This is a genomic window from Treponema sp. R6D11 (assembly GCF_054786075.1).
In genome coordinates, this window is record NZ_BDHD01000939.1 from 1 (window position 1) to 441 (window position 441).

Annotated in this window: 1 protein-coding gene; it reads right to left on the reverse strand. The window is 41.5% G+C overall.

The window, feature by feature from the left end:
- Positions 1-410: alanine racemase (locus ACYVTD_RS16900; protein ID WP_461248809.1), on the reverse strand; the 410-nt coding region annotated here is incomplete at its 3' end.
- Positions 411-441 lie beyond the last annotated feature (31 nt).

Here is a 441-nt window from a genome sequence, read left to right on the forward strand (position 1 = left end):
TTGTAAACTCTTGGCACTCTTTTATTTACATTGCAGGTTATCTCATATGGAATAGTGCCTGTAATTTTTGCCAGCGCGGAAGCGTCATGCTCCAGATTGCCGAAAATGACAGCGGTGTCCCATCTTTTAACTTTCGTCTTCTTCCCAAGCTCCACACAACATTGATCCATGCTGATTCGCCCGACAATCGGATAAAACTCCCCTTCGATAAGAACTTGCCATCTGTTGCTTGCAAGACGCGGAAGTCCGTCGGCATACCCGACAGAAATAACGCCTATTAGCGTGTCTTTTTCCGCTATCCATGTTCTGCCGTAAGAAACAGAGCCGCCTTTTTTTATTTTTTTTATTAAAACAACTGAGCTTTGCAGTTCCATTACAGGCGAAACTGTTAATTTTTTAAATTTGGACAATTTTTTTAATTGATCAAGCGGTGCTGTATAT